Consider the following 24,480-nt stretch of genomic DNA (forward strand, 5'->3'; position numbering starts at 1 on the left):
CGATGGGACGCATCCGCTATCTCTTTATTTTCACTTATGAACAAGCCCTCAGCTGTATTTTCCCAGTCGCCATCTTTGGTGCACTCGCCGTCACGAAATTTTTGGAGTTGCCGATTCCACGTTATGACGTCTTACTCATCTGGTGTTTATTCGTCCAGGTGGTCCTCGTGAAAACGGGACTCGAAACAATCGAAGAAGTGAAAGTCATCAGCTGGTTCCATGTCATCGGTCTTGGACTTGAGCTATTCAAAGTACAGATGGGGTCATGGAGCTATCCGGACGAGGCGTTTACAAAAGTATGGGGCGTCCCGCTCTATGCGGGGTTTATGTATGCGAGCGTCGGGAGTTATGTCGTTCAAGCGTGGCGTCGCCTCGATTTACAGTTCACGAAGATGCCAAACCCAATCATCGCTTTCGGACTAGTCATTGCGATTTATTTCAACTTCTTCTGGCACCATGTTTGGCTAGATCTGCGATGGCTATTGATCGCACTCATTTTCTTGGCGTTTGGCCGCTCGGTTGTCTCGTACAAACTCGATGATCGGCGATTCAAGATGCCGGTCGTGCTCTCGTTCTTCTTGATTGCCTGCTTCATCTGGCTCGCTGAAAATATTGTGACCTTTTACAACGGCTGGGCGTATCCGGACCAGTTGAACGGTTGGGCCATCGTTGATTTAGGAAAACTGTCTTCGTGGTTCCTACTCGTCATCATCAGCATCCTGCTCGTGGCTTGGCAAAAGCGAAAGCTGGAGTATGAAACGACTTAACTCGACGTGTGTCGAGTTTTTTTGTGAGAAGCTTCGAATCTTTTTTCGAGGAAATTCGTATTATAAATTGAGGTGATTGGGTTGTTGGAAATTGTATTCTATTGGTTCATTGGATTATTGTGTCTGGCTTCTCTTGTCATCTATTGGATAGATTGGCGGAAAACACGCAATCGTGTGAAATTAGGTCAAGCCGTTCTCGCATTTTTTTGTTCTTTTCTTGTACTTGGAATGGCGGGTATGGAGACGTACGACCGTATGACGACGAATTACATTGTCGAGACGGGAGAATGTTATGTCGTCGATGACCGATCATCGAAGGGTTCATCGAACGTGAAGCTATGGTTCGGCGAGCGGGCGTACGGCTTCAAGGAAATTCCGGATGTTGCATATGGTCCGGGGCATGTTTTTACATGTCGCGCGACGATGACGAAGCAGTTTCAAAACGGAATTGATTATGAGTTGAGGTCTGAGGACGGCGAGCTGTTGTTTTCGACTGAATAAGAGCAGGATACAAATGACTTGTACCGGGTTAATCCGATACAAGTTTTTTATTAGTTAATGATTATGAATTAGAAAAAAGTTTTTACAAAAAAAGTAGCTTAATTCCAAATTTTATGTATATTAGAATTATGTAGAGTTTATGCATATGAAATGAGGAGGGAAGTAATGGGTACATTCGTGTGTAATCAAATAACTCGAACGTTTTCAGGTGAAGGAGTCGAAACAAATGCGTTATCAGATGTTACTTTGACATTTAAAAATGGCGATTTCATATCCATTATCGGTCCTTCAGGTTCGGGTAAGTCGACGTTGTTAAGTTTACTTGGAACATTAGACGTTCCATCGAGTGGTGAACTGTATTACAATGATCAGCTCTTGAATAAACTGAAAGCTAAAGAGTTAGCTGACTTCAGATTCGAAAAAGTCGGATTTATCTTTCAACAGTTTCATCTCATCCCAACTCTGACCGCGGTCGAGAACGTGATGGCACCACTATTTGGTCGAAAGATTGACTACAATCCGAAGGAACGTGCGCTCGCTTTGTTGAATCGGGTCGGGTTAAGCGACAAGGTAGATGCTCTCCCGTCACAGTTGTCAGGCGGGCAACAACAACGCGTCGCGGTCGCACGCGCGCTCATCCATGAGCCGGAATGGCTGCTCGCGGACGAACCGACCGGGAACCTTGATTCGGAGACGGGCGAGGTCATCTTTGAACTGTTACGAGAGTTGAATGTGGAGAAAGGATGCGGTGTCATCTGTGTGACCCATGACCCGAGTATCGCCGAGCGGGCCGACGCCCAGGTTCGGATGAAGGATGGCGCGGTCATCGAAGTAATCGACATGAGGGTGACGGGACATGCTTAAGTTCATCTGGAATTCATGGTGGCGCAACAAGGAACGGTTCATCCTGCTCCTCGTCGGTGTCTTGATCGTCAGTACCGGGCTGTCGTATCTCGTCGGATTGACCGAGTCGAACAAAGGGACCGTCGTCTCTGAGCTCGAGAAACGGTGGAAGTCTTCGTATCACATCGTCGTCCGGCCACCGGGCGCGCGGAGCGTGACCGAGGAGCTGGATTTGCTCGAGCCGAACTATATGAGCGGACTTCAGGGAGGTATCACGCTCGAACAGTATGAACAGATTAAGCAAATTGACGATATCGAGGTCGCGGCACCGATTGCGATGATCGGGTCACATGATTACTTTGAAGACGTCGGTGAGTTCGATATGTCAAAGCCCGTTGTATACAGAGTCCTTTTCTCCGAAGAGACGAACACCGGGGCCACTGTCGAGGTTGAGGAGTCATCCACATATTTTTTAGGCGGATGGCGCCCTATGGATGCTGATCCGAATTATGGACTCAGCCCGACGATGCCCGGCGGAAAATTTGTGCCGGCCTATGGTTCAAGCTTCATGATAGCGGGGATTGACCCTGAGGCAGAAGCAACACTTGTCGGGTTAGATGAGGCAATCATTGAAAAAGAAGGGATCATTCGATATTTCGAACAGTCAGGAGAAACAAAGGTACAAGATGGGATCACCCATATCCCTGTCTTGATGAGTTCTAAGATGTTCGTGGATGCCACGATGGAATATCGTCTGGAGGAGGTAGAGCTTCCGTTCGACTCCTTGGACACGACTGAGATCGCAGACAAAGTACGGGAGGCGGGTGGCGAGACATTCCTAGATACCCTTCCTGGGAAAGAAACGAGTCGTCTGGATAAAATCAGTACAAAAGAGGTGCATCAGAAATTAATTCAGTCGTTTATGGACGGGCAAGGATTTAGCTTTACCAATGAATCGAATGGGTTTGAGTTTTTGGCGTTTCGTCCCTCATCTCTCGATTATGAGCCTCTGAAAAGCCCATTTTCAGATCGATGGCCGTTCGCCTATCAGGTGAAGCCATATGAGGTGCCTGAAGACAGCATCTATCCTTACAAACAGATGTATCGCCCTTTATCTACCTTCGGGGAGACGAGTGCGACTTGGCCGAAAGTGAAAATGAACTATATCGGGGTCTTCGATCCTGGGAAGCTTGACATGGCACGCGACCCGCTGACGGATTTACCGATGGAGACCTATTTCCCGGCGAAGGCCGATTGGGTCATCGATGCCGACGACGAGCCGGTCAACCCGGTGAAGGAGATGTTGCCGGTCAACAACGATCGTGGCTTCCTCACACGTCCACCGCTCGTCTTGACAACGCTCGAGGCGGCCGCAGCCATCCTCGGTGACGAGCCGATCTCGGCGATCCGGCTCAATGTCAGTGGGGTCGACGAGTTGAATGAAGAGAGCGAGGCAAAACTCCAAGCGATTGCGAAGGAGATCGAGGAGAAGACGGGACTCATCACTGACGTCACGCTCGGGTCGTCCCCACAGATGGCACTCACATATTTACCGGGTCTTCAAGAAGGTGAGGCGCTCGGCTGGGTTCAACAGCCGTGGGTCCGACTAGGGTCCTCGTTCACCATCTTCGAAGAGACGAAGATGGGCATGGGTGGCGTCATCGCGAGTGTCATCCTCGTCGCAATCCTGTACGTGTTCACCTCGAACGTGATCATGTTGTACGCCCGGAAGAAAGAGTTCGCCGTTCTCCTCTCGCTTGGCTGGGGACCACGTCAACTCTCAAGGCTCCTATTGATGGAGGCGTTACTGCTCGGTGGTGTCGTTGCCCTCATCGCGTGGTCGATTTTAGGCGCGTTCCTCCTTGCCGGAGAAACGGCGACGACAGGGATTCGTGTCATCTTGATCGGGTTTGGGGGGCTCGGTATTTATGTGATGGGATCCCTTGTGCCAATGATGATGATCCGGCGAATCAAGCCATACGAGGCACTGCGCTCCGGTGCGACGACACGCGGGTTACGGCTCGTTCGGGCCGAAGGCGTGATCGGGATGGCGTTCAATCAGCTCGTCACGCAGTGGAAGCGCACGCTCTTGACGCTCCTCGCGATCGCCGTGCCGACGAGTCTGTTCATGTTCTTCTTATTCGTCTCCGTCCGACTGCAAGGAGTCATGTTCACCTCGCTCCTCGGGGAATACGTTGCACTGGAAGTGGGGACGATGCATTATGTCGCCATGGGTGTCTCGCTCCTGATTGCTGTCCTGACGACGACGGAAGTCATGTGGCAAAACATCAATGAGCGAAGAAGTGAGATTGCCATCTTGAAGGCTACCGGCTGGCGCTCTTCGAACATACGTGGACTCGTGCTCCTCGAGGGAGGTTTGCTTGGCCTAATGGCAGGGGTGATTGGACTGATAGTTGCAGGAATCCTTGTCTGGAACGTATATGGATCACTCCCACTCACCGAGGTGCTTTTCCTCACGGCGACTTTACTCGTCCCAATTATAACGGGACTCGGCGGGGCACTCCTTCCCGCACAGATGGCCGTCAATGTCATGCCTTATCAGGCAATGCGAGGGACACAGGTGAACACAAAGAGGACCGAACGACGCTTCAAGTGGGTCCTCGGGACCGTCGCAGGTGGACTAGGAGCAGCCGTTCTGACGCTCTTCTTCTTTGCGCTCCCGGACGGTGCAGGTCCTGATCAGAGCAGGGAAACACAAGAAGTGGTCGAGGGGACTTCTGGAGAAAAAATAGAAGACTTGGGTTCTGGACAATCGAAACACACCGAAGCGGAATCGGTGTCCAGTTCAAACGATGCAATCGAAGACAGGGGGCAGAAGGCTTATCGATATTATGAAGCGGGAGACCCTGCCTATGAAGATGAATATATCACGATTGGTGATCCGGTTGATCCACCTCAAGAGACTCCACCTCCGTCAGAGGGGAACAAGTTGGTCTCGATTCCTCTGACGGCCGATGTATTCTTTGAAGACAAGAATTACGAGGGAGGCACGTTCAAATTTGCTCCTCAAGGATATCCTCTCTTGGACCAGAAGGGGAACGAGTATATACAAGTGTCTCATACCGTAGTAGAGCAAGGGGGATGGGAGAATAAAGCCTATCTGCGTGTCCCTTCTGTCACGAAACTGATTCTGACATACGAAGTACCAAAAGAAACGGAACGGGTCGCACTCATCGTTAGGGGAGATATGGTGGCCGGGGAGTATGTGATTGGGTTGAACTTAAAAGAATCAACTATGAAAACTTCTCCAGAAATCGAAAAGCGAGGAAGTGATGCACTTCGATATTATGAATATGATGATCCGACCTATCGGGATGAACCCGTAAGAATTGAAAAAATTGTTCCGACGCCTGATGAAGTCGCCTCGGCTAATCTAGGATACAAATTAGTTTCTGTAGCAGTACGTGGTGACACACCGAAGGCCGGGACGGACTCAGATGGAGGAATTATTAAATACTATCCTCCAGGCTATAAATTACTCGATGACAATGGTGAAGAATATGCAGTCAAGTCGTTCACGGTAGTCGAACGAGGAGGGTGGGAACACAATTCTTGGTTACGGGTTCCATCTACTTCACTTATTACGTTGACCTATGAGATTCCAGAAGATACTAAACGTGCAGCACTTCTCGTCAACGGAGAAATTGTAGGTGGAAATTATGTGATTGCTTTTGACCTTTAATTGGATTTTTGCTAAACAAAAACGTGATCGAAGCTAGAAGTATAGCTTCAATCACGTTTTTATTTGTAATTAATTATTTTTAATTTAAACTGATTCCTTTTTTGATTGCATCATCTTTTTCCGCTTTCCTTCTAAAAAAATCGGAAGGAGATTCAAGAAAATCGCCGCAATCGCCAAGAACCACAATGCGCGTGACATTCCGGGCACCACATCCTTTAAGGCAGCCCAGTCCTCTGCTTTGACCCACATATTGATTAGCCTATACTCGGCGCATAGCGTGAGAGCAGTCAAGGACAGCGCAATCGCCATCGGTAGTTTGTAATCTTTTTCCATCATAAAGACTGTCAAATTCAATAGCGTGGCCCCGATGGCAGCTAATCCAAAAATAACCCACATGCTTAAAACCTCCTAAATATTTCTATAAATCCATCATAGCACACATCATTCTCCATCATGATTTCTGAAAATTGTTTCTATTCACATAATAGTTATGCTAGAATCAATAGAAAGTGTCTTTGGATATAATTCCCTTTACAAAATGAAGGAATAACGAGAGTCTTTCCACACTTATGATTGAGATATCTCATCTAAAGGAGACAGAACTATGGCCTATTTTGCACGAAAATCTGCACATCTTGTCATCGCATTCTTTGTCTTGATTGCGATCAGTGCGCTACCGACGATCGTCGTTCAAACAGATTTTAGTCTGACGAGTTACTGGAACGGCATCCAACAACAGCTGGACCAACTCCAAAAGCTTGATGAGATTACATACTACAATGTCACCGCTCAAACAGATTTACCTTTATTACCTGCACTTGGACCGCTCGTCAAAGAGTCGGTCATCATTTTTACGACGGCGCTCGCCGTGTCGACCATACTTGGTCTCCTGTATGCCTACTACTATTATCGGAGCGGCAGGCGGGTTCGCACCGTCCTGCAACAAACGAGTCAGACGCTCGAGATGGTGCCTGATTTATTTTGGTTAATCTTCTCACAGTTTCTTGCTATTTCTATACATAGAGCAACAGGGTTTGACCGAATCGAAGTAGCTGGTGGGTTCGCAGAATACATACGATTTCTACCGATTGTCACATTGACACTGACAACGTTATTCTTCTTTATCAAATGGCTGACCATCCATATCCATGAACAAGAGGCCATCCCTTACCTTGAGCTTGCCCAAGCGAAAGGGATTCAACCTAGAGGGCTGTTTTGGAAGCATTTGTTGCCGAACATCATCTATCGCTTCTACCTCTTTTTTCGTTCAAACATCATCACCATCTTATCGACACTTCTCATCGTTGAATATTTGTTCAACGTCCAGGGACTGTTTCGATTCGCCGTCTACAACCCACAGATGGAGATCTTGCTCGTCATTTTATTCGTCATCTATATCCCGATTTTTCTGTTGGATTTACTGATTGAATGGATTATTCCGAATGCATGGAAAGGAGGGATTTGATGCGACGCGTATTAATGCGTGACCCGATTTTTATCTTCTGTTTTGTCATCGTAGCAGGTCTACTGTTGATGAGTTTTGGGAATACCGTATTTCGTGATGGGAACGTTGATCAAACTCTTATGCTGTACTCGGATGAGGGGAGACTCATCGGGATTCCACCACTAGAACCTTCGAAATATCAATGGCTCGGGACAGACAATGCTGGATATGATTTATTCCAGATGCTCGTGGAAGGATTTAAATGGACCGTTAGTATCTGTGCGATTGTCGCACTCGGACGAATGGTCATCGGCTTATTGATAGGGATACCGCTTGCTTTTAGAGGAGCGCGATTGAATCACTTTTTTAAAACGTTGCTCGATGGATTCTTGATTTTGCCGATATCTTTGCTCGCATTGATGATGCTCGCCTCGACGATGATTTTTTGGGATTCGACACAAGTGCCTCCACTATGGGATCGGGTGAAGATTGAGCTAATCGTTTTAGTCGTTCTCGGATTACCTGCCGTCACGCTATATCTCATCACGGAGATTCGTCAATTGTTACAACAAGAGTTTATGATTGTTGCCCAGACACTTGGTGGCAGCGTCTGGCATCGCGTGAAACTTCATCTCTTGCCCCATCTGATTCCGACGCTTGTCATCGTATTTATGCAACAATTCGTACAGACGCTCATGTTGCTCATTCATCTTTCATTGTTTGGAATCTTCTTTGGAGGGACTGTTCTTTTGCATGAAGGAGTCATGCCGACGATTTATGAATGGTCTTCGATGTTTGGATACTATTTCGGACAATTCACAGCGATGACATGGATGACAAATCATCTATTCCTGATCCCTGCGATTGCGCTCGCGGCGTTGATTTTTATCTTTAATTTATTGACCAGTCGACTCGAACGGGCGTTCCGTCTACGTCGACAAGAACCGATGGTGACCGAAATAAACATCGCACAATCAGAAGCAGCAGCCGCGTCACTCGACAATCCGTTTTCTCTCGTAGATGCGAGTGTATCATTAAAGAATGAACCGGATGATATCGTATGATGTCATCTGGTTTTTCTATGCCAAATCGACTGAACCCTCATGATTGCGGGAACGTATATAACAGAAAGAAGTGACAAATCAGAAAAGGAGTGAATCAACGTGAAAGCTGCGATTTGTACGGCGTATGGGGGACCAGAAGTGTTCGTCATTCAAGACGTAGACCGCCCGAAGCCTAAAAGCAATGAGCTACTGATTCAAGTACATGCATCGGCCGTTCACTCAGGAGATCGAAGACTTCGCGCACTGGACGTTCCTGTACTCGGAAAACTACCGATGCGGATAGTTATGGGGCTCAAGGCGCCAAGACAACCGATTCTTGGAGTCGTGTTAGCAGGTGTAGTGGTAGAGGTCGGTAGTGGTGTAAAGAGCTTTCAAGTAGGGGAGAACGTCTATGCGCTCACCGGGATGAGGTTTGGTGGATATGGGGAGTTTGCTTGTGTGAACGAATCGAAATGTGTGGTTCAGATGCCCGAGCATGCCAGCTTTATCGAGGCGGCGGCACTTCCGTTCGGAGGGACGACCTCGTTACATTTTTTACGGAAAGCAAACATCGAACGGGCGACAAATGTTTTGATTTATGGTGGCTCAGGTGCAGTCGGCTCCACTGCCGTACAGATTGCAAAACATTTCGGCGTACATGTCGCAGCAGTTTGCCATGAGCGAAATGTGGAGCTCGTGAAGCGCCTTGGGGCAGATATGGTCGTCGATTATTCGAAAGAAGGCTACGACCGCGAATTGGGTACGTATGATGTGGTGTTTGATGCGTCTGGAAAAATTGATAAGCGATTGGCTCGAAAACATATTGCGGAGAACGGGTCATTCCGTTCTGTTGCGGGACAGGGGCCAGCGAGTGAACGAAAAGAGGATTTGAGGTTCTTGAACGAATTGTTTGAAGCAGGAGAGCTGCAACCCGTTATTGATTCGGTTTATCCACTGGATGAGATTGTCGAGGCACACCGATATGTGGATCAAGGGACAAAAGTTGGGAATGTGATTGTGACAATTGAATAGGAATGAATCAGATGATTGATGGTATTATGAAGAAGGATTGAATTCGTGCTTTATGGTGAGGTGCATACGATCATCTCACATACATATGAATACTAGACGTAGTCAATGGAGCGGGGGACTAATGATGAATGTATTAATTGGACAACCAAAGATGGAACGAAATCTCGAGCAACTGAAGCTAGAGATTGAGTCGAACCCTGCAGTAGACTTGATTCTCTACCCAGAGGGATATTGTACATATATAGAATTAGATATGGTTCGTCAGTTAGCTAGTGCATTCAAGACGGCAATTGTCTTAGGTTATCGGGATGACACGAATAAAGATCGGGTTCTCATTGTAAATAAGAAAGGTGAAACGCTGTTAACGCGACCGAAAACACCTGAAAGTGTGCGCCTGTTCATGCCATCAAGTGTCAAGGACGGAGCGGAGGAATACGGATATTTACTTTGCAGGGAGATTTTTATGGGTGTAGAGGGATTAAAGAATCATGAGCATCTATCAATCATCTTCAATCCAATCGGGGTCGGGATGTTTAGTGAAGAACAATTCATGGAGTGGTCCGAAGAAGCGAGAAAGATTGCGATGGAACGTAAAGCGATGATTATTGGAACGAGTCACGCGGATGGGTCGTATCAAAATTGTGGTGTATCGATACCAATCGCGTATTGTTATGATGAAAAGGGTGAAGAAGTGTTTCTATCGAAAAATGATACGAGGACGAGAATATTAGATACTGTTTCAAAAGGTACAATGATTGTCTGACCTATTATAATCTTATTAGCATTTTGTTATTTCACATACCGTATTTTAACTTAAAAATAGAAAGAGAGAATGTATGAGATACCCATTCAAACGAAAACACAACAAAGATTGTACTTGCTCAAAATGTGGCAGGAATACAGAAAGTGAAGTTGGTTTTGGATCAATGATGCCAACAGTTCTACATGGATTGACAACACGTGAGATGAAAAAACGTGTCGTATTGACAGATGATGTATGCGTCCTCGATGAAGCCCACTTCTTCATTTATGGATGCCTCGAGATTCCAATCATTGGAGAAGAAGACCCCTTCATCTGGAACGTCTGGGTGTCACTCAGTGCGGATAACTTTTTCAAAGTCATCGATTCATGGGATGAACCCGCTCGTGTTGACCTTGACCCGATGTTCGGCTGGCTATCGACAGATCTTCCCATCTATCCGAACACTATCAATCTGAAGACGAATGTTCATATGCGTGGTGTCGGACTACGTCCGTTGATTGAACTCGAACCGACGAATCATCCTCTTGCCATCGAACAGCGCAATGGCATCACGAGGTCGAGGATTGATGAAATTTTCCGACTAGTTGAACGTGATGAATAAAGGAGGGGAACAGGGTGAGTCAATTGAAGTCATCCCTGATTTTCGATTTGTATTCAGGAAATCAAGCGCTCACTTCCATTCAGCAGACCATGTTGGAGCGAATAGAGGTACTTGTTCACGACAAACAATTCAATGAACTTGAACACTTCATGCGCAACTCTTCGGATATCGAGCAGCTGTTGATTGACTATGTGATCCTTGACCCGACTGATTCATATCGTTGGGATTTGCTTATTGGATACGAACGGATGGATCGGATTGAAGATTATGATCGAGTGAATGCATTTTGTCGAACAGCCTTTTCATATCATCCAGATAAACCATTCTATTTGGCTTTAGCGTTATATGATATGGGTTGGAATGATTTTGAGTTGGACGATGAAGTCTTTGAAGTGGCTAATCGATTGATTGAAGAAGCATCAGCTGAGGTTTCTGGATTGATTTGTCTAAACATGTCAAAATCGCTACGACATATGGAGCGAGAGTATCTGGTCAAGGCCATTGAGAGATGTCCGTGGGCAGTTCAGCCCTACTTTTCTTTAGGAGAATATTTCATGCGACACAATCCGAGGTTGGCCAAATCTTATATAGAGAAGGGACTTGTTCAACTGGCTTTGACTTTCGACGATGCAAGTGAAAAATGTGTGACTCAAGTGATTGGTTTCAACCCACATACTTGGAATAGGGACGTTTGTAACGAGCTGTTAGGGATGGATATGAGTTGGCGAGAATACAAAAAGTACAAGCGAATGATCAAGTGAAGGAATCAAGAATAGTGATGAGGAAAGCGAGGAGGGATTTCATGAGAATCACAGAAACTACACTGTACACGAACCGGCTTGACGAAATGAAACGTTTCTATGCGGAAAAGCTTGGATTATCAGTCATTGAAGAAGACTCGACGAGTTTTCGAATCAATCTAGGTGAAGATGCGCTGGTGTTTCAAGAGGCAGCGACCGTTCAAGAGCGACAGTATCATTTCGCCATTAATATCCCGTCCAATCGATTCAAAGAAGCGAAAGAATGGATTAAATCACGTGTTTCACTTTTGAGTGAAGATGATGAGGATGAGATTTACTTTGAAGGGATTGATGCCTCGTCACTTTATTTTTACGATGCGGACGAGAATGTCGTCGAATTGATTGCTCGACACTCGATTAACCCGGAAAGTGATGCAGAGGTATTTTCTACTGATGACTTTCTTGGAATCGGCGAGATGAGTCTGACTGCAGTAGACCCGCTACATGTCGCACAGGAACTTGCGAATATCGAGATTCACCGCCGAGATGGCAACCCGATTGATGAGCATCACCTCAATTTTTTAGGCGCACCGAACAGCGATACATACATATTGTTGGTGCCTCCAGGTCGTGTGTGGCTGTTTTCACCAAAGCTGTCGATCCCGAGTCCTATTCAAATGACCATCAATCGACAATACGTTATTGAGATCGATGAGAATCATGATTTGAAAATCCATATGAATAAAAAATGAGTTCATTCCTGAACTCATTTTTTTTCGTCTTCACTCAAGTACATCCGAATCTCATCTAAACTCATGAATGAATTCTCTAAGGTCACTTCAAATGATTTATCTAAACAATCAATGGTAAGTGGTTCGCCGTCTAGACGAGAGTATCCTTGTAACAGTGGTTTGATGCGTTCATGAACGATTTGTGCATTTTCGAGTGAGGTTTGAGGAAAAAGGATGGCAAATGTATCGGAGGCAACCCGATATTTTTTATCGGTCCGTCGTGTCGCTTCATGTAATTCGTCACTGAAATAATCTAAAAACCATTCATATTCGGATCGTCCATAACGTTTTTCGAAATCGTTGAGGAGCGGTAATGTGACGAATGTGACGACGAACGTTCCACTATTTCGAATCAATCGATTCCGCTCTGCTTCAAGGTCCATGAAGAATCGATTACGATTATCAAACCCGGTCTCAGGATCGACGGCAATTAATTGACTGACTCTCGCTTCTGCGACACTCAATGCAAATTGTGAGCGAAATAAACCGACTTGAAGCAAGTAAGCTAGAATCGTCAACATCGCTAACAACAGAAGAATCAGAAGTTGAACAATTATGGGAGTCGCAGTTCCAGACATCATGATGAAAAAGTAAGCGCCGAACCCTAACGAGATCAGGACTCCAGAGGCTCGATGGATGAGTAGCGTTGAAAGATAGAGGACAGGGATACAAATCATCCACCAGACCGGTAGATTGTTCATCATAAGAACAGAAGACAATAGAGTACTTACGATCAACGAGCCAACGATGAGCGAAATCAGTTGAAATGACATGATAGACCAATGTCGCATCGCATCTCCCCCTTCCTAAAAGAAATAAATTGTAATAGTAACACTATTATCCATTTTCCGAAATAGTGATCATTCAAACTGATTCGTACACTTGATTCATTATAAGTGATTCTTTAATTGAATAACGGGATATTTTTGAAAATACGCCAATGTTTCAGAACACTTCTTTACCGAAAGAGAGTTCATTTATTGGTGTATAATGGAAATGAGGTGATGACATGAATCAAAAACATATTTTAATTGTCGGTGGTACCGGAATGTTAGCTGAAGTCACATCTTGTTTGGCAAGCGAACATCTTGTCACTGTTATCGGGCGAGACCCGGAAAGAATGGCAAAAGTCGTTCGCCGAAACCCTGAAACGTGTCATTCGCTACTTGTTGATTATCGTAACGAACAGGATCTATCAATAGGGCTACAAGAATTGATCAAGCGATACGGACCATTCAAACAAGTCATCGCATGGATACACCGGGACTCCGGGAAGGCGATGCAAATCATCTTGAATCATTCCTCACATGCAGATGTTCTACATATTTTAGGGAGCCAGGCGAACTCTGAACAGGAGAAACGGTCCTTATACATAAACGAACAACAAACATACCGACAAGTTCAATTAGGTGCGAAATATGATGGTGAGAACTTTCGCTGGTTGACGCTTGAGGAAATTGTGCACGGCGTGATTGACGCGATTGAGCACTCATTCGATTATCAATTAATTGGTCAACTTGTTAAAAAGGGAGGTATGAATGGATGAAAAAATGGATTGGTTCGGCTGCCTTATGCATCAATGAAGAAAAGAAAATCCTTCTTGTGAAAAACCGCGACATTCAACAATGGAGTTTGCCATCAGGTGGTCTAGAAGACGGAGAAACTCTAGAACAATGCTGCCAGCGCGAAGTGTTAGAAGAAACGGGATATCGCATTTCTGTGAATCAACTATTACATATCAAACGAGCCATCATTTCAAACTATCAAGTCGAGACGCATTATTTCTTGGCAACGTGTGACGAGCGAGTGGCGAATGCCATAATCGTCTCGGACATCGATGAAGTCAATTGGTGGTCAATTGATGAAATAGAGCATTTAGTACATGCATTTCCAGAAGATCTTGAACTGATTAAACGGTGGAGTGTACAAGGTTAACCCTCTAAGCCATACATCGAATCGAACAAGCCGGTCGCATAAAAACAACCGGCTCATGACTTAAGACGCTTCTTCAATTTGATTGTGTATGAAATACTCCCGTTTCGAGCGGTCGCGAATGACATATATGGTGTAACAACCAACGAGGAAGAAGACAATCGAGAATGCGAGATAGACTGGGCGAATCCCGACCATTTCGGCAAGGAGTCCAATCCCGAATGTGAGCAGGATGACGAATAGCGACTCTGCCACATTGATGACACCAGAGAACCGGCCCATAATTTCGACAGGAACATGGTGTTGATAGAATGACAAAAATCCGGTATTGGCGAACGCAAGCGCGAACGTCAGGATAAAAAATCCGATGGAAGCCATCGTGAACGAAGAAGAGCCTGCGAACAGGAGATAGCCGACTGGTGTCATGATTGCCCCGAATCCGATACAAAACGATAAGGATAAACGGTGACTCCATCTTGAATTGATGAGTGACCCAACGATAATTCCAATCCCAGCGATACTGACGAGAAATCCATATCGGCTCTCAGATAAGTGAAGGACTTGGGTCGCAAATGAAGCCTCCAATGAATCGAGCCCAGACATGAAAATCGTCATGACGCAGAACAATCCATAGATGAGCGTCACGTATTTGGCATTTGATGCAAATCGTACGACGACTTTCCAATCTTCGATAATTAATCGGACGGAGAAGGGTTCAATAGATACATTCGTTCGAAGATGAGATGGAAGGCGCGACAACATTCCGACTGAGACAACGAGTGCGAACGCGTTCACGAAAATTGCAGTTGTTGAACTCCCAATTAGGAAGAGTAGTCCGGCAATTGTTGGACCTAAAATAAACCCGGATGACTGCACAAAATTCTTCATCGCATTGAACTTTTGTCGATTCGAGGCAGGTACAAGTTGTGTCATGTAGACCAGACTCGATGATTCGAATAGCGAGCTCATTACATTGAGGAGAAAGACAATTCCGTAGATGAGCCACAGTGAATCAATCCAGCCTAAGCTGAATACGAGGAACGCTCGTAAACCATCCAATAACATCATCAGTCGCCTCGTATCGACTCGGTCAATCAGGCTACCTGACCAAAGATTCGAGATGAGCGATGCGAGCGGGACTAATACATAGAGAATCGAGACGGCGAATGGGGATCCCGTCATCTCTAAGACAATCAAGTTGAGTGCGATAAAGTATACCCAGGCACCGAGGTTTGAGATTCCGACACTGACGAGCAGCAACGTAGAGGTTTTTTGAAACGAGTTCAAGTCAATCACTCCTTCAATTTTTGATCACTTTCGGAACGCAAAAAAATCCCACCCCCAAGAACGAATTCCTGGGGACGAGATTCTCATCGTGGTGCCACCCCTGTTCATCCGCACGTCACCGTACGAACCTTATTCGGTACTGCCGAACGAGTCGGACTATACCTCAACTCTATAACGGGAGTGCCCGTCGCCATATCCCTCGGGATGAGTTCCATGGCGCTGCTCAGAGGCTTGTTTCGACCAACGTTCTTTACTCCTTTTCACCAGACGGAGCTCTCTACGAAAGATTCATTGATGTACTCTTCTCTTCATCGCGTTTGTTAAATCATTTTTGTAAGGATAGCATATTGTGAAAATATAAGGAACAAAAATTTTGGTTATAACCATAATATAGAAAATTAACGAAGAATCGAGGTGCAGTGTTGATTGACTATAAAGAAATAAAAGAGACGAACCAAGTACTTGCGACTATTCATAAAATTGATTCTGATCAGTTAGATGGCTTCATATCGAAATATTCAGCATTGATTGGAAAATATGATGAATATGTCACAAAGAGCTATATTGACGTTCAGCGAGACATCAATAACGATGAAGCAAATCAAAGACAACATCATGTTCAAACCATTATAAAACCTGCACTCAATGAGCTGAAAAGACATGTTTCACGAATTACCTTACAGTCCATAGAGGAGGAGCATCATGTCACTCGCCTAATGCGAAATCGGATGAGTCTTTATCATGAAGACAATATTGATTTACTGATTGAAGAGGACCAACTCATACAGAGATATATGCAAACAATTGGTCAATTGACTGACCCGACAGATGATTCTAAGTCGATTGCGGAACTTCAAGGCGACCTATACGATGCTGATGAATCCATCCGTAAACAAGCTTTTAAGCATATGTATAAAGCGTATGTCTCGAAAGAAGATGACATTACTGATTGCCTAAAAAGTCTTATTCAAAATCGGGAACAGCAGGCACAACGCTTAAACGATCAGAGTTATCGTGAACTAGCCTTCATGAAACTGGGGCGTTTAGATTACGGACCTGAGGAATGTATACGATTTGCGAATCAAGTGAGTAAACATTTTAAGTCACTTCGCCGCTCGTTCCAGCAGCTACAGACAAAGAAGTTGAAGAAATCGAAACTTTCGCCATGGGATTCATTGATTTCTCCTTTTTCGGATGATCACAATCTATCCGTTTCATTGCATGACTTAATCGATGGAACGGAACGAATCTTGAATGAACTCGATCCTCATTTTGACAGGCTGTTTATTGATATGCGTGCGAAGGGCCATCTCGATCTATCACCTCGACCGAATAAAGCGGAAGGTGGATTTTGTGAATCTTTGCCCGACTCAAAATCATCTTTCATTTTTATGAACCGTTTCGGTGGATTTGATGACTACATTGTTTTAATACATGAAATGGGTCACGCGATTCACCATGATCTCTCACAGCAACACTTATTTTTTGAAGCGCAGTCCATTTCGTTTGAAGTCGGCGAATTCGCAGCCATGTCACTAGAGCTATTTTCGATGGACCATTGGACAACTATCTTTTCACATGAACGAGATTTCATTCAAGCTAAACTGGAACATTTTCGATTGATTATCGAATTTTTACCAAGTGTCTTCATCGTGGATCGATTTCAACATAATCTATATGATCCAGAAAAGAATATAGATTCATTTGATGATATCTTCAAATGCTTGGTTGATCAATATGATACTGATTTGATTGATTGGAACGATGTGAGCGATGTAAAGGGTAAACATTGGATGCGTGTCATTCATCTTTTTGAAACACCATTCTATTACATAGAATATGCGCTCGCTCAGATTGCTGCACTTCGCATGTATATGCAGTACAAGCAACATCCAGTCGACACTTTGAGAAAGTATAAAAAAGCACTAGCTTTAGGTGGTACTGCTTCTGTCTCTGAAACTTATCGTGTAGCCGGCGTATCCTTGTTTCCATCTGAGGAAGAATTGGTCGAGTTGACTGAATTCTTAAATACTGAGATTCAACATTTGGTGATGCAATTAGATATGATTGATAAATTGAAGTACAAACTAAATGAACTTTAATTGAACAAAGCTGAATAATCATTACATGGATTAGGTAGGCTACACCCCGGATCGATTCCGTGAGAATAAAGGGCATCAGCTCAAACGTGATTAGAGAGCTTCAATCGATTTTGGATTTGGTGGGGAAGGGCGTTGAACGGTCCCTCACATCGTTGTACCGCATCTACATGATAAAACGTGCTCGTCTCCACCATATTCATCATTTGATCACCCAAATCGTAAAGGAAAACGTGTTTATTCATCCCGAGAGCAATCCCGAGTTCGACGTGTGCGCCTTTGCCTCCAGGCAACAGGATGACAACGAAGTCCGCTGTTTGAATTCCAGAAACCTCTTCTTCGCCAATCGAGCGTAACGCATCAATTGAAGCGGCGCGTTCGTTTTGTGTCCAGTCATACGTATGCGTGTGACCGAGCGCAATCAGCTGATCACGGATGAACCGTACTTCTTCGATATTCGCAAAACTTGAACCGACATAAAATCTCATAGGAAACCCTCCAATTCGTTATAAGTGATTCATCTGGTAAAGCGCTACGACATAAAACATGGTGATCAACAGACAACAGAGTACAAGGAAAAAAATCACGCTAATCAGGACGAATTTTATCAAAGAAAGTGGAACGTATGATTGAATCAAGCGCGTGATCGATATAGACGAGAGGACGAGTAAAATGATTGTGCCAACTAACCAAATGTAGTCATACGCGATGTTTGGCATCTGCCAAAAGTAGACGATTGTTATGACGATTAGACTGAAAGCCATCACCAAATCTTTATGCTTTCGTGTCATCTGAAACCTCACGCTGATGTTCCAATTTCGATCTTACCTGTTCGGCATCTTCCGCATCAAACGTACTGTACCACCTCACATGATCGAGGTCGATGATACGATAATGTCCGCTGATGATATTTTGCTGAAGAATGAAGTGGGAACCTGACTCGATCGCATGCCAAAAGACGCGACCGCCGAGTGTTTTTTCTTTCGGTTCATAAGTGTTCTCGGTCGCAATCAGTTTGACGAACTCGACCGGGTCGTCACCGATTAAATGGATGAGGATCTCACTCTCATTGAACAAGGCGCATAGCGTCACTACGGTCGACCAACTCGCCTCATTTCGCTCCTTCTCGATTTGAATGAGTGTTTTTTTGGATATGCCAAGTAAATTCGCCATCTCATCCTGTGAATGCTGGGATTCAATACGAATCAATTTCATTTTTCGAGAGACTTGTCCAATAAATTCAGATTTTTGCATATGGTTTTTTTCCTTTCTATTCGTACAACTCAAAGTGACGCCGAGCTAATGAAGATCAGGATCCATGAGATGCCGAGAAACACGGTGAATAAGAGCAGGCAGACGACGATATAGCAGGAAATGTATTGCCAATATGTGATCCGTTTCGATTGATAAAAATGGTATGTAAAACTGAAAGTCGCGATGCCGATGACTAAGAATGCGACGATATCCCAGATGATGCCGACCTTCAAAAACGATGGAGTAAGATACGATGCAACAAGTGCAAGTACAACCGTCACCACTCCAGTAGAAATGGCAGCGGATGGCGTTGAAGTGTTTTCCAACACAATCACCTCCTAATATATTACAAGTGTAATTTTACACTAAAAGTAGACAATGTCAATTTAAGAATCTAAAAAACCCTTCTCTAAGGAAGGGTTCCGTCATTTGTCATGTTTATTCGTTAAGTATGTCGTCAGTGGGTAAACACCGATGCTTTGTAAGATCAGGGAGAGTAAAATGACTGCGAACGCGAGGGAGATCATTTCGCTCGACCCGTCGATATTCTCCGCTTCTAGCCAGAGGACGAGGGCAATCGACATCGTTCCTTTGATTCCAGACCACGTGAGTAAGGAAGTCGCCGTTAAATCGTCTTTAAATTCCTTACGCCAGACGGGGACCGAATAGACGAGGCCGCCGACGATAATGAACCGGGTCACGATTGAAAGCAGGAATAAAAGAACAGCGAACGTCCAGAGTGACACAGACAAATAGCTGGTCGCTTCGATTCCAATCAATAAGAACAAGAGAGCGAGCAACATCGGTATGACGATGTCCCAGAAACCATCCAAGTGACGCTGGACCGATTCGTAATCCTCTTTAGTTCCGAGTTCGTGAGACAACATCATACCCGCTGTCACCGTTGCGAGTACACCAGACACTTCTAGCGCATCGGCGAGGTAGAAGGAACCATATGCAGTCACAATCGTCAGCATGACGAGCTCGTGCTTCTTATAACTAACAATCATCAATTTCTTAAGTAACAATCCAGAAATGAATCCAATGCCGATTCCTCCAGCAGACACAATCAAAAAATCGGTCAAAAAACTGAGCGTGGAGAATCGTTCTCCCGTCGCGAACATACTGAGAAAGATTGTGAAGATGACCACACTCGTTCCATCGTTCACCATCGATTCGCCTTCGACGACGTCCGCAATCCGTTTCTCACCTTTACTCCGATTTAAGATGGCTGTCACGGAAACGGGATCGGTCGGAATCAAGATTGACGCTAATAGGAAGGAAGCGGTCAACGTGAGCGGGGTGAAGAACTCACTGATCCAAAACGTGCCATATCCCATCAAAATGGCGGTCAAGACAAGGCCCACCGTACTCAATATCGTGATGATCCCGATATTGTCCTTCAAATCTTTGTATTTGAACTGATAGGCAGATGTAAAGAGAAGTGCAGGCAGGAACACCTCGAAAATCATATCTTTTGAGATGAACACCGAATCAAAAAAGGCGATATACGAGAGACCAATCCCGATCAAGACCAAGATGACCGGAACAGGGAAGTAATTGCGTTTGGAATCAATCAAATAAATGAAATAGCCAATGAGTAGTAATGTGATCACCTGTTGCGCAATCATAACGACGTCCTCCTCTACATTCAACATGCTATACACTATCTTCCCATTCAAGGTCTAATCAAACGAGAAATGTGGAATATAGGGGATAGTACATTCATTTCATATAGGGAGGAATCGATATGGGAAACCCGATTGGCGATTTGTCGTGGACGTTTTATTCAGAGTGTGAGGTGCCGAGTGATATCACCGAGACATTCATCGATGGGGAGCGGGCCGTCGCTGCCTACAAGACGGTACGTGACGTCGCCGTATTCACGAACAAACGCCTGATTGTCCGTGACGCGCAAGGGCTCACGGGGAAGAAGATTGAAGTCTACTCACTTCCGTACGACTCGATCAATATGTATTCGACGGAGAACGCGGGACGCATGTTCGACTTGAACTCAGAAGTCCAACTGTTCACGCGCGCCGGTACAATCAAAATCAATCTGAATAAAAAAGTGGATGTGCGTAAGTTTGACCGTCTGCTCGCAGAAGCAATTTTGTAAAACAGTGGACCGAAAAATCTTTCGGTCCTTTTATTTGGATTTTTCTGACAATCCATAATCTTGCATGATAAAATAGGACATAATGTGTGACGGAGGTTACGATGCGGTTTACAACCCGATTATTGATGATCATGCTCGGCGGTTTGATGTTGGTGACTGGATTGATCCATCTGGCTCGTCTGTTTTGGGAATGGTTTCACGACCCTACGGAGGGAGGGATTGTGCTTCTTTTTTCTGGAGAGGATGGTGAGAGCAGCGGTTTTTATGAAGGGAAGTCACGCGAGATGAGAGAGGACGATGAATTACAGTTCTTGAATATCGACTTTCTAGATTACACGTTCGGATCAGGTGGGACGGTGACGGAGTCAGGGAGTTCATACTGGTTATGGTTCCTTATTGGAGGTTTGATTGTTTTAATGATTCTACTGATCATCACGATGCGAAGAAGAAAGCGTGTCGTCTCGACCATTGATTTCTCGAGTGACGCCGTAAACCGAAGAGGGAGAAAGACTAAAGCAAAAGAGTTTGTAGAATCCAAAGAGATTCAATGGACCGATAGCGAGATTCGGAATGCGCTCATCCAGTTCAACTTGGATTTACCGGTTTCATTAAAGCATCAATCAAATGAAACTGTTTTAGACTGGTTCAAACGGATCGGTGTTGAAGAGGTGGACCTCTCTCCTTATTGGAAATCGAGATATATGGATGAAGGAGTGACTGATGAAGAATCAAGACAATTTCGAGAAGCGTTACAGTTCATGCGATTGGAAGAGGATAAGGGGTGATTGTGTATGAACGATGAAATAGAGGTGGTTGATTTCGATATGCAGAAGTCAATGGGTTCCGCTCGTTTGGTAAAGTCCAATCATCGATTCTACATTAATTGGGATGAGCTGGTCATAGACCTTAAACGGCATGAATATGTCTCGGGTATTCGAATCATCGACGAGAATCACTTCTTCATTTGGGCGTTTACGTTAGAAGGAGAACCGACCAATGCGTGGGTGCTGGATACGCATGGACAGATCAATCATTCCTTTCATGCAGGAAACGCGATTGCAACAGTTGTAATGAACGATACTGGAATTTGGATCGGATATGGGGACGAGGGCATCTTTGGAGAGGGGATCTCGACCGAGGCACTCGTCTGTTTCTCAAAGGAGGGAAGCGTACGTTTTCGCTATAATCAAGAAGTGAGGAAAGCCCCAGTTCTTCATGATTGTGACGTGATGTACGCGTCTGAGAAGGGGGTGTGGGTCATCTCTTCAATCGATGCTCGTCTCGTCCATGTCCATATGAACGGACGGATTGACTCATATCCGATGCCCCGTCATCTCCTTGACTGTTCGTCATTGATGATTGAAGACGGTGTTGCCTATGTTATGAAAGACGAGCAGGTGTATCGCTGGCCATTCGAGGATAGAAAGCGTGCCGAACTAGTCGAAAGTTAACGAAGATATTAAGTAGATTAAATGGGCAATCAATTGAATTCTTTATCGTATTGAGAGTCAGTGGATTTAGTCACAAAATTAAAGGTCGAAAATGTTATTTATATTATTTCACATACCGAAATCATATTAAATATGTATTTAACTCATGGACAGAAAACAATCCGCTCTCACTCAAGAATTGCTTTAACAGATGGATATGTCCTAAACCATAAAGTACAAAGATGCGATCATTTGATTCCCTTAGTGACATCAATTCTTTAAAAATCATTAAGTTACGAAAATACCAGTAGTGTGATACCCACCTAGTACCAGACACTTCAAGAGATGCAATCTCTAAATAGGCGCGATGCATAGATAATGTAATTGTAGGGTGATTGATTTCTTTATAATAGTCAGAAATCGTACGACTCTTAAATATTTTTTCGATATGATTCATGACATCTTGTTGGGATGATAATATTTCCTCCATTTCTCGCTTCTCATCTTGAATAATGGTTTCTAAACTGAATCCCTCATCCTCATTCCAATCGATTGGATATACGAAATCTAGATGAGATTGTTGTGCAAGTCGGAATGCAATTTGTTCGCGTTCGTTAGCGGTTGCTAATTCCGGCTGTTGAATGATACGTTGAAAATGCTCATTTACGTATTCTTTCTTTGAAGTATTCATTTCTACACATACTTTAGTAGGCTCAAATTTTGCTAATTGATTCACAAATTGTTTAATTTCTAACTGACGTTTTTCGCTTAAAACATCTGGCATTTCCGGCATAAAAAAATCACCATTGTTTGGCATGTTTAGATGTGTTGTGCCAACGAGCAATATATCTGTTTTATTCATAGCAATTCTCCTAATCAATTTGATGTATAGTGTTAACTACGCTTATACTTCTTCTAGGTTTCATATTTTGTTACTTGATTTTAAAAGAACCAAGTCAATATTTCTCATGGACCTTCGAGTTCATCCTAGTTAATAAACTTGTTAAAAATCTACATAGAAATGAGGAATTCACATGATTCGTTTCGGCATCATTGGTACAAACTTCATCACAGACTGGTTTATCGAAACAATCAATCAGTTGGATGACGTAGAAGTGACGGCACTTTACTCGCGCACGGAATCACGTGTTAAAGAATACGCAGAAAATCACTCCATTGTACATACGTTCACGTCACTAGAAGAGATGGCTCAGAGTGATGTCATCGATGCCATCTATATTGCTAGCCCGAACTCACTTCACGCCGAACAGAGCATCTTGTTCATGCAGCATGGTAAACACGTCCTGTGTGAAAAACCGCTCGCCTCGAACGTCCAGGAAGTCACTCGTATGATTGAAGTCGCGAAGGAGAACCACGTCGTCTTACTTGAGGCATTACGTAATCTGTTCATGCCGAACTTTGAACGGGTTCAACAAGCGATGGAACAAATCGCTCCGGTTCGCCGAGCCGTCTTCAATAAATCGCAGTATTCTTCACGGTACGACCTGTACAAAAAAGGGGAGAACCCCAACACGTTCAATCCTGATTTTTCGAACGGCTCGTTGATGGACCTCGGTGTCTATCTCCTCGGACCTGCTTTGAAACTGTTTGGTCAGCCGAATGAGATCCAGGCGAGCGGCGTTACGTTAGAATCTGGAGTGGACGGGAGTGGTACGGTCCTTCTCTCTTATGCCGACCTTGACGTAGTTATCATGCACTCAAAGATTCATGCGACATCGACGCCTTCTGAGATCATCGGTGAAAAAGGGCGTATCGTCATCGATAATATCGCGACGTGCGATGAAGTCCGTCTAGAGTTACGGGATGGCACTTCAGAAATCTTATCAGAAACGCAAAACGCTCCGATGTCATATGAGATTGAAGCATTTGTGCGAGCAATCGAAGCTAGGAATTCAGAGACGGATGCGCATTTAGGAACTGATATGATTCGTCTAGCTGATGTGATGACATCGGTGCGAAAACAAGTTGGTGTGATTTATCCAGCAGACAATTAAGTACACAAATAAAACGGTCCTCGATGTCATGTGCGCATCAAGGACCGTTTTCATTATTCTTTGTTCAAATAGAGATATCTCAGAAACAGTCCCAAGACAATCGTCATGACGACGGC

The 24,480-nt window shown here is 44.5% G+C and carries 26 protein-coding genes and 1 other annotated feature; of the genes, 18 read left to right on the forward strand and 8 right to left on the reverse strand.

The window, feature by feature from the left end; all coding sequences use genetic code 11:
* Positions 1 to 2: 2 nt before the first annotated feature.
* From KNO86_RS01785 to KNO86_RS01800, 4 genes are all read left to right on the forward strand, one after another.
* Complete coding sequence (locus KNO86_RS01785; protein ID WP_214692239.1) at positions 3 to 767, forward strand: DUF817 domain-containing protein; 765 nt, start codon at positions 3 to 5, stop codon at positions 765 to 767.
* A gap of 84 nt (positions 768 to 851) precedes the next feature.
* On the forward strand, positions 852 to 1,268 hold the full coding sequence (locus KNO86_RS01790) for a hypothetical protein (RefSeq protein WP_214692241.1): 417 nt from the start codon (positions 852 to 854) through the stop codon (positions 1,266 to 1,268).
* Positions 1,269 to 1,433: 165 nt separating this feature from the next.
* The gene (locus KNO86_RS01795) at positions 1,434 to 2,132 is read left to right on the forward strand and encodes an ABC transporter ATP-binding protein (protein ID WP_251126863.1); all 699 of its coding nucleotides are present in this window, start codon (positions 1,434 to 1,436) and stop codon (positions 2,130 to 2,132) included.
* A complete protein-coding gene (locus KNO86_RS01800; protein WP_214692251.1) occupies positions 2,125 to 5,814 on the forward strand; it encodes an ABC transporter permease in 3,690 nt (1,229 codons plus the stop codon). Before KNO86_RS01795 ends, KNO86_RS01800 begins: the two co-directional genes overlap by 8 nt.
* 84 nt (positions 5,815 to 5,898) lie before the next feature.
* Here KNO86_RS01800 and KNO86_RS01805 read toward each other — a convergent pair whose 3' ends face one another.
* On the reverse strand, positions 5,899 to 6,210 hold the full coding sequence (locus KNO86_RS01805) for a hypothetical protein (protein WP_214692253.1): 312 nt from the start codon (positions 6,208 to 6,210) through the stop codon (positions 5,899 to 5,901).
* A gap of 208 nt (positions 6,211 to 6,418) precedes the next feature.
* Between KNO86_RS01805 and KNO86_RS01810 the strand changes: the two genes are divergently transcribed.
* From KNO86_RS01810 to KNO86_RS01840, 7 genes are all read left to right on the forward strand, one after another.
* Positions 6,419 to 7,279 (forward strand): ABC transporter permease subunit, encoded by an 861-nt coding sequence (locus KNO86_RS01810; RefSeq protein ID WP_214692255.1) that lies wholly within the window; start codon positions 6,419 to 6,421, stop codon positions 7,277 to 7,279.
* Positions 7,279 to 8,322 (forward strand): ABC transporter permease, encoded by a 1,044-nt coding sequence (locus tag KNO86_RS01815; protein WP_214692257.1) that lies wholly within the window; start codon positions 7,279 to 7,281, stop codon positions 8,320 to 8,322. Before KNO86_RS01810 ends, KNO86_RS01815 begins: the two co-directional genes overlap by 1 nt.
* A 99-nt stretch (positions 8,323 to 8,421) precedes the next feature.
* On the forward strand, positions 8,422 to 9,333 hold the full coding sequence (locus KNO86_RS01820; RefSeq protein ID WP_214692259.1) for an NAD(P)-dependent alcohol dehydrogenase: 912 nt from the start codon (positions 8,422 to 8,424) through the stop codon (positions 9,331 to 9,333).
* Between the two features lie 124 nt (positions 9,334 to 9,457).
* On the forward strand, positions 9,458 to 10,096 hold the full coding sequence (locus tag KNO86_RS01825) for a hypothetical protein (RefSeq protein WP_214692261.1): 639 nt from the start codon (positions 9,458 to 9,460) through the stop codon (positions 10,094 to 10,096).
* Between the two features lie 73 nt (positions 10,097 to 10,169).
* Positions 10,170 to 10,697: a DUF2199 domain-containing protein gene (locus KNO86_RS01830; protein ID WP_214692263.1), complete on the forward strand. Its 528-nt coding sequence runs from the start codon at positions 10,170 to 10,172 to the stop codon at positions 10,695 to 10,697.
* A 14-nt stretch (positions 10,698 to 10,711) separates the two neighbouring features.
* A complete protein-coding gene (locus KNO86_RS01835) occupies positions 10,712 to 11,458 on the forward strand; it encodes a hypothetical protein (protein ID WP_214692265.1) in 747 nt (248 codons plus the stop codon).
* Positions 11,459 to 11,499: 41 nt separating this feature from the next.
* Positions 11,500 to 12,189 (forward strand): VOC family protein, encoded by a 690-nt coding sequence (locus tag KNO86_RS01840; RefSeq protein WP_214692267.1) that lies wholly within the window; start codon positions 11,500 to 11,502, stop codon positions 12,187 to 12,189.
* Positions 12,190 to 12,203: 14 nt separating this feature from the next.
* Here KNO86_RS01840 and KNO86_RS01845 read toward each other — a convergent pair whose 3' ends face one another.
* A complete protein-coding gene (locus tag KNO86_RS01845; protein ID WP_214692269.1) occupies positions 12,204 to 13,019 on the reverse strand; it encodes a GGDEF domain-containing protein in 816 nt (271 codons plus the stop codon).
* 218 nt (positions 13,020 to 13,237) lie between these two features.
* On the opposite strand from KNO86_RS01845, the gene KNO86_RS01850 reads away from it, so the two are divergent.
* Together KNO86_RS01850 and KNO86_RS01855 are read left to right on the forward strand one after the other, a co-directional pair.
* On the forward strand, positions 13,238 to 13,774 hold the full coding sequence (locus KNO86_RS01850; RefSeq protein ID WP_214692278.1) for a Rossmann-fold NAD(P)-binding domain-containing protein: 537 nt from the start codon (positions 13,238 to 13,240) through the stop codon (positions 13,772 to 13,774).
* A complete protein-coding gene (locus KNO86_RS01855) occupies positions 13,771 to 14,163 on the forward strand; it encodes an NUDIX hydrolase (RefSeq protein WP_214692280.1) in 393 nt (130 codons plus the stop codon). The genes KNO86_RS01850 and KNO86_RS01855 overlap by 4 nt, the downstream gene beginning before the upstream one ends.
* A 60-nt stretch (positions 14,164 to 14,223) precedes the next feature.
* Here the strand turns inward: KNO86_RS01855 and KNO86_RS01860 are convergent, their stop codons facing one another.
* The gene (locus KNO86_RS01860; protein WP_214692290.1) at positions 14,224 to 15,447 is read right to left on the reverse strand and encodes an MFS transporter; all 1,224 of its coding nucleotides are present in this window, start codon (positions 15,445 to 15,447) and stop codon (positions 14,224 to 14,226) included.
* Positions 15,448 to 15,514: 67 nt separating this feature from the next.
* Positions 15,515 to 15,768 (reverse strand) — a binding site (T-box leader).
* Positions 15,769 to 15,869: 101 nt separating this feature from the next.
* On the opposite strand from KNO86_RS01860, the gene KNO86_RS01865 reads away from it, so the two are divergent.
* Entirely contained in the window at positions 15,870 to 17,549 is a 1,680-nt protein-coding gene (locus tag KNO86_RS01865) for a M3 family metallopeptidase (protein WP_214692292.1), read from the forward strand.
* A gap of 80 nt (positions 17,550 to 17,629) precedes the next feature.
* On the opposite strand, the gene KNO86_RS01870 is transcribed toward KNO86_RS01865, so the two are convergent.
* The 4 genes from KNO86_RS01870 to KNO86_RS01885 form a co-directional block, all read right to left on the reverse strand.
* Complete coding sequence (locus KNO86_RS01870; RefSeq protein WP_214692300.1) at positions 17,630 to 18,034, reverse strand: nucleoside 2-deoxyribosyltransferase; 405 nt, start codon at positions 18,032 to 18,034, stop codon at positions 17,630 to 17,632.
* Between the two features lie 286 nt (positions 18,035 to 18,320).
* Complete coding sequence (locus KNO86_RS01875; protein ID WP_214692302.1) at positions 18,321 to 18,800, reverse strand: helix-turn-helix transcriptional regulator; 480 nt, start codon at positions 18,798 to 18,800, stop codon at positions 18,321 to 18,323.
* Positions 18,801 to 18,829: 29 nt separating this feature from the next.
* A complete protein-coding gene (locus KNO86_RS01880) occupies positions 18,830 to 19,126 on the reverse strand; it encodes a hypothetical protein (RefSeq protein WP_214692304.1) in 297 nt (98 codons plus the stop codon).
* 99 nt (positions 19,127 to 19,225) lie between these two features.
* On the reverse strand, positions 19,226 to 20,431 hold the full coding sequence (locus KNO86_RS01885) for a cation:proton antiporter (RefSeq protein WP_214692312.1): 1,206 nt from the start codon (positions 20,429 to 20,431) through the stop codon (positions 19,226 to 19,228).
* A gap of 119 nt (positions 20,432 to 20,550) precedes the next feature.
* Here KNO86_RS01885 and KNO86_RS01890 point away from each other — a divergent pair, with 119 nt between their 5' ends.
* The 3 genes from KNO86_RS01890 to KNO86_RS01900 all read left to right on the forward strand — a co-directional run bounded on the left by KNO86_RS01890 (position 20,551) and on the right by KNO86_RS01900 (position 22,370).
* Entirely contained in the window at positions 20,551 to 20,919 is a 369-nt protein-coding gene (locus KNO86_RS01890) for a PH domain-containing protein (protein ID WP_214692319.1), read from the forward strand.
* A gap of 101 nt (positions 20,920 to 21,020) precedes the next feature.
* Positions 21,021 to 21,704, forward strand: a complete 684-nt coding sequence (locus tag KNO86_RS01895) for a hypothetical protein (RefSeq protein ID WP_214692321.1) — start codon at positions 21,021 to 21,023, stop codon at positions 21,702 to 21,704.
* Between the two features lie 6 nt (positions 21,705 to 21,710).
* A complete protein-coding gene (locus tag KNO86_RS01900; protein WP_214692323.1) occupies positions 21,711 to 22,370 on the forward strand; it encodes a hypothetical protein in 660 nt (219 codons plus the stop codon).
* A gap of 121 nt (positions 22,371 to 22,491) precedes the next feature.
* On the opposite strand, the gene KNO86_RS01905 is transcribed toward KNO86_RS01900, so the two are convergent.
* Positions 22,492 to 23,211, reverse strand: a complete 720-nt coding sequence (locus KNO86_RS01905; RefSeq protein ID WP_214692325.1) for a DUF5694 domain-containing protein — start codon at positions 23,209 to 23,211, stop codon at positions 22,492 to 22,494.
* 172 nt (positions 23,212 to 23,383) lie between these two features.
* Between KNO86_RS01905 and KNO86_RS01910 the strand changes: the two genes are divergently transcribed.
* Positions 23,384 to 24,364, forward strand: coding sequence for a Gfo/Idh/MocA family protein (locus KNO86_RS01910; protein WP_214692327.1), 981 nt, complete (start codon positions 23,384 to 23,386; stop codon positions 24,362 to 24,364).
* The last annotated feature ends 116 nt before the right edge of the window (positions 24,365 to 24,480 follow it).

Source organism: Exiguobacterium sp. s160 (assembly GCF_018617575.1).
In the GTDB taxonomy this organism is placed as follows: Bacteria; Bacillota; Bacilli; order Exiguobacteriales; family Exiguobacteriaceae; genus Exiguobacterium; species Exiguobacterium aestuarii_A.

What these genes read in the sequence shown, in the direction of transcription:
- KNO86_RS01830 (WP_214692263.1), top strand. Translation starts at nt 10,170, where the DNA reads ATGAGATACCCATTCAAACGAAAACACAACAAAGATTGTACTTGCTCA.
- KNO86_RS01840 (WP_214692267.1), top strand. Translation starts at nt 11,500, where the DNA reads ATGAGAATCACAGAAACTACACTGTACACGAACCGGCTTGACGAAATG.
- KNO86_RS01815 (WP_214692257.1), top strand. Translation starts at nt 7,279, where the DNA reads ATGCGACGCGTATTAATGCGTGACCCGATTTTTATCTTCTGTTTTGTC.
- KNO86_RS01785 (WP_214692239.1), top strand. Translation starts at nt 3, where the DNA reads ATGGGACGCATCCGCTATCTCTTTATTTTCACTTATGAACAAGCCCTC.
- KNO86_RS01910 (WP_214692327.1), top strand. Translation starts at nt 23,384, where the DNA reads ATGATTCGTTTCGGCATCATTGGTACAAACTTCATCACAGACTGGTTT.
- KNO86_RS01875 (WP_214692302.1), bottom strand. Translation starts at nt 18,800, where the DNA reads ATGCAAAAATCTGAATTTATTGGACAAGTCTCTCGAAAAATGAAATTG.
- KNO86_RS01870 (WP_214692300.1), bottom strand. Translation starts at nt 18,034, where the DNA reads ATGAGATTTTATGTCGGTTCAAGTTTTGCGAATATCGAAGAAGTACGG.
- KNO86_RS01795 (WP_251126863.1), top strand. Translation starts at nt 1,434, where the DNA reads ATGGGTACATTCGTGTGTAATCAAATAACTCGAACGTTTTCAGGTGAA.
- KNO86_RS01890 (WP_214692319.1), top strand. Translation starts at nt 20,551, where the DNA reads ATGGGAAACCCGATTGGCGATTTGTCGTGGACGTTTTATTCAGAGTGT.
- KNO86_RS01805 (WP_214692253.1), bottom strand. Translation starts at nt 6,210, where the DNA reads ATGTGGGTTATTTTTGGATTAGCTGCCATCGGGGCCACGCTATTGAAT.
- KNO86_RS01885 (WP_214692312.1), bottom strand. Translation starts at nt 20,431, where the DNA reads ATGATTGCGCAACAGGTGATCACATTACTACTCATTGGCTATTTCATT.
- KNO86_RS01895 (WP_214692321.1), top strand. Translation starts at nt 21,021, where the DNA reads ATGCGGTTTACAACCCGATTATTGATGATCATGCTCGGCGGTTTGATG.
- KNO86_RS01850 (WP_214692278.1), top strand. Translation starts at nt 13,238, where the DNA reads ATGAATCAAAAACATATTTTAATTGTCGGTGGTACCGGAATGTTAGCT.
- KNO86_RS01855 (WP_214692280.1), top strand. Translation starts at nt 13,771, where the DNA reads ATGAAAAAATGGATTGGTTCGGCTGCCTTATGCATCAATGAAGAAAAG.
- KNO86_RS01810 (WP_214692255.1), top strand. Translation starts at nt 6,419, where the DNA reads ATGGCCTATTTTGCACGAAAATCTGCACATCTTGTCATCGCATTCTTT.
- KNO86_RS01800 (WP_214692251.1), top strand. Translation starts at nt 2,125, where the DNA reads ATGCTTAAGTTCATCTGGAATTCATGGTGGCGCAACAAGGAACGGTTC.
- KNO86_RS01845 (WP_214692269.1), bottom strand. Translation starts at nt 13,019, where the DNA reads ATGCGACATTGGTCTATCATGTCATTTCAACTGATTTCGCTCATCGTT.
- KNO86_RS01825 (WP_214692261.1), top strand. Translation starts at nt 9,458, where the DNA reads ATGAATGTATTAATTGGACAACCAAAGATGGAACGAAATCTCGAGCAA.
- KNO86_RS01905 (WP_214692325.1), bottom strand. Translation starts at nt 23,211, where the DNA reads ATGAATAAAACAGATATATTGCTCGTTGGCACAACACATCTAAACATG.
- KNO86_RS01900 (WP_214692323.1), top strand. Translation starts at nt 21,711, where the DNA reads ATGAACGATGAAATAGAGGTGGTTGATTTCGATATGCAGAAGTCAATG.